Annotated in this window: 4 protein-coding genes; 1 reads left to right on the top strand and 3 read right to left on the bottom strand. The window is 47.1% G+C overall.

All coding sequences use genetic code 11. From position 1 onward, the window contains the following. Positions 1 to 81: 81 nt before the first annotated feature. The 3 genes from VE954_RS40125 to VE954_RS40135 form a co-directional block, all read right to left on the bottom strand. Positions 82 to 429: a hypothetical protein gene (locus tag VE954_RS40125; RefSeq protein WP_324963813.1), complete on the bottom strand. Its 348-nt coding sequence runs from the start codon at positions 427 to 429 to the stop codon at positions 82 to 84. A gap of 67 nt (positions 430 to 496) precedes the next feature. Further along, complete coding sequence (locus tag VE954_RS40130; RefSeq protein WP_324963815.1) at positions 497 to 949, bottom strand: hypothetical protein; 453 nt, start codon at positions 947 to 949, stop codon at positions 497 to 499. 1,080 nt (positions 950 to 2,029) lie between these two features. Next, positions 2,030 to 2,422, bottom strand: coding sequence for a hypothetical protein (locus tag VE954_RS40135; protein ID WP_324963816.1), 393 nt, complete (start codon positions 2,420 to 2,422; stop codon positions 2,030 to 2,032). 451 nt (positions 2,423 to 2,873) lie between these two features. On the opposite strand from VE954_RS40135, the gene VE954_RS40140 reads away from it, so the two are divergent. Beyond that, positions 2,874 to 3,079, top strand: a 206-nt coding sequence (locus VE954_RS40140; protein WP_324963818.1) for an SDR family NAD(P)-dependent oxidoreductase, incomplete at its 3' end; no start/stop codon positions are given.

The following is a 3,079-nucleotide window of genomic DNA, read 5'->3' on the forward strand; positions in this document are numbered from 1 at the left end:
CCATTAGTCAGTGTCTGGCCATGGCGGATCGCACATTGATTCGGTTCTACGCTTACGTTGAATGAGTTTTGAAACTTCCCATTAAAGTCCCAGCACTCGAGCAGCAGCAGAAGCTCCCTCTTTCAATCTCTTGTAATCGACATCCCTGAATATGTATCCTTCGGATCCATCTTTGATCCTGATTTTCAAAATTTGCCAATTCTTGGTAAATTCCTCATCCAGGATTGTCGCCGACTCACCGACCGCTATCTTTGCAACAACATGGCTGCCAGGGCAATTCAAGCAAAAATCAGGATGAGGCTGGGACATGAGCTTTGCCTCATTAACAAAAATGATTCTGACTTCGCGTTGGCTTAAGCTCCAAAAAATTAAAGCTACTGCACAAATCAACACTATTATTAGGTATTTATTTCTGGAAATATTTACCATTGCTATTCGCCAATTTTGTAAAATTTAACAGTGAAGCAAAAGTGGAAATAGCTAGACAGCCGAACAATTAGATTGTCCAAACGATTCCTATTCCTGGATATTTGCGAATTTTCTGAGCCTGAACGGCGGAATTCAGCAGGACGGGCATAATCCTCAATTGAGACTCAACTTGATTTTGATTTGTTGATGGTTTGATTTCGGTACTTCGTTGGTTTTCAAAGGGGACAAGGATGGCGTCATACATTTCCCATATCCTTATCCCCACATATCCAACCACTCCCGGCGCGGCCGCCCTCCTGTTATCCCCTGAGGCCCAAAAGAAGAATACCACACCGCCGGCGGTAAAAATCCACCCCCGTTCACGCCACCGGGACTCCACCACGTGACCAAGTCCAAATCCCGGTACAACCGACAAAGCGCCACCCACAAAATGTCGAAATCCTGACATATCTTTTGAGTAGGCAACTCGACTCAGCAGCATAAGTCCAGCAATGAATACCAATCTCAAAATGCCTGCCATAGCTTCTCCTGTTTTTGACCCAATCTGCTACAAGAGTGTAAAACATGCACGCTGATGGTGAGGCCCGGCACCATCCGCTGAGTCATGCTTGATGCCATTCCACTGAATCTTCTGAGTTCTCCCCGCCGTCTCTTGACAAGCTTTGTATCAACTCTCAGGTTCTGGAATTCCTACTATATGCCGCCAACCCGATCGAAACCTTCACTCCCTATAGCAAAGACATTAGCTCGCCCTCAGGACCGTAACCCGGGTCCTTCCAATTCACTAGGATTCTTTCGGGCACTCTGTTCCCGAATCGATTGCATACCTGTAGTAGTAGCCTACTTTGACATGCATCTTATCACTAATTTCTGTCAATTGAGGTTTCGCAAAAGAAGCATAATTGCGATCAGTGTCGCTTTCAAACACAAAATATGGGTAGTCAGGCATATGGCTGGACCCTATTCGCTCAAAGCTCACCAACAAATATGGTGTAGGAAAAGTGAACTCATATGTGCCCTGCATTTTAGAGTGAAGGGGGGACTTGAACGAGCATGCGCTTAGCGACAGGGATATAAAAAGGTGAATAAAATTCTTCATGATTATATCCCCATCGTTAAAAACTAAAACGAATTCTTTCTCGCAAAACATACATATCATCGGGCCCTGAGGGTGAGATGCCTCTCAACCATAACTGAGGCAACCCGCATACAAAAATAAAAATATTTGCATGCTATATTCGGGGTTAGTTTCGCGGCCATCTCTTCAAGGTCTCGGTGGCTCAGCTTATAGGAAAGATACCAACGGATATGAAGCATAATGATCTGACGTTCGAAGACGTGTCTTCTGGTGTCAAAAAGCATGAGCCGGCCTGCCGAGGTATCCCGCACAATACCATGCACCTAACCAGACGCAACAGAACCAGATAGGTGACCAAGATCTGAATATCAAGTTTATCTAAACCGGCATTCCATCGAGAGACTTGTCGCATGGATCAAGGAGTCAAGCCGAATCTGGCGACTCCTCCCGGGGCGGAGTCGTATTTCCGACACATTCTTCGCTTTATCTGACTATCGAGGATGGCGGCCGATCTCACCGGATTCAACCATGTTCATCCCGGAACTCGGTATAACTCGTGCAGCTCATAGGTTTGTCAACCGCTTGGTTCTGCATGCGCGCTGTCCCGGCATTCCGATCGATAACGATGGTCACTGTAAGTGACTTGCAGATATCGTTTTCGAGAATTTCCATTGGCTTGGAGTTTTCAAAACAACTTAGTTTGCTCAAGATCTCTGGTTCCCAAGGCACACGCTTGCCCCAGCAGGCTCCAATGCCCTTGCATTCATGATTGGAATGCCGCGTCCCGGACATCCTAACCATGTATGAGGCGTCGCCAAAGCTTCCTAAACAATAGAGATGGGAATCGATTTCATGGGGGCGGGGGCCCCCGCAGGCCATCATAACCAGACAGAATACCAGGATTCCAAGGTGCATAAAGCAATCTCCAGTTTGTTTCGCTTTATAAACGAGGCAACCTTGTTTTTAGCGCCAAACTTGATACTATTGCTTTGATTTCAATATGTTATGAATAACCTTCGATGGACCAAATGACTGTGGCCTTAGCGAATTGCGTTCTCCATTCCATTTCCAGGCGTTGACCTGTGCACCATCACAGCCTTTTGAAGTTAAAGGTCGTATCACCGTTGATAAGGATGTCCCAGCCGGAGAACACTGGTTGACTTTTGACTTTTGCCTTTCGCACCGCCGACCAGGATGAATGGTCTGAAGCTACTGAGCCGGTAAAGATTAGTCTTCCGCCTTGACCGTTTTGCACTTGAGGCGGCTCACAACGCTTTTTGCTGGGTACGATTGCCAGTTTTTTCTCGTAAAAAATAAGCGCAATATGCTTCCAAGATTTTAGGTCGACACAACCTTGGGGGTCACCATGAGGATTAACGGAAAAGTCGCCTTGGTAACCGGAGCCGCACAAGGGATAGGACGTGGCATTGCCCTGCGTCTGGCCAGCGACGGTGCGGATATCGCACTCGTGGACATGAATGAAGACAGGATGAGAGTTGTAGCGGATGAGGTGCAAACACGGGGACGTCGGGCGACGATATTCCGCGCCAATGTCATGCATCGGGAGGAAAT

It is taken from the genome of Oligoflexus sp., assembly GCF_035638955.1.
Taxonomy (GTDB): Bacteria; Bdellovibrionota_B; Oligoflexia; order Oligoflexales; family Oligoflexaceae; genus Oligoflexus.

Bases quoted from the DNA above. Each gene is read 5' to 3' on its own strand.
- VE954_RS40125 (WP_324963813.1), bottom strand. From the start codon at position 429: ATGGTAAATATTTCCAGAAATAAATACCTAATAATAGTGTTGATTTGT.
- VE954_RS40130 (WP_324963815.1), bottom strand. From the start codon at position 949: ATGGCAGGCATTTTGAGATTGGTATTCATTGCTGGACTTATGCTGCTG.
- VE954_RS40135 (WP_324963816.1), bottom strand. From the start codon at position 2,422: ATGCACCTTGGAATCCTGGTATTCTGTCTGGTTATGATGGCCTGCGGG.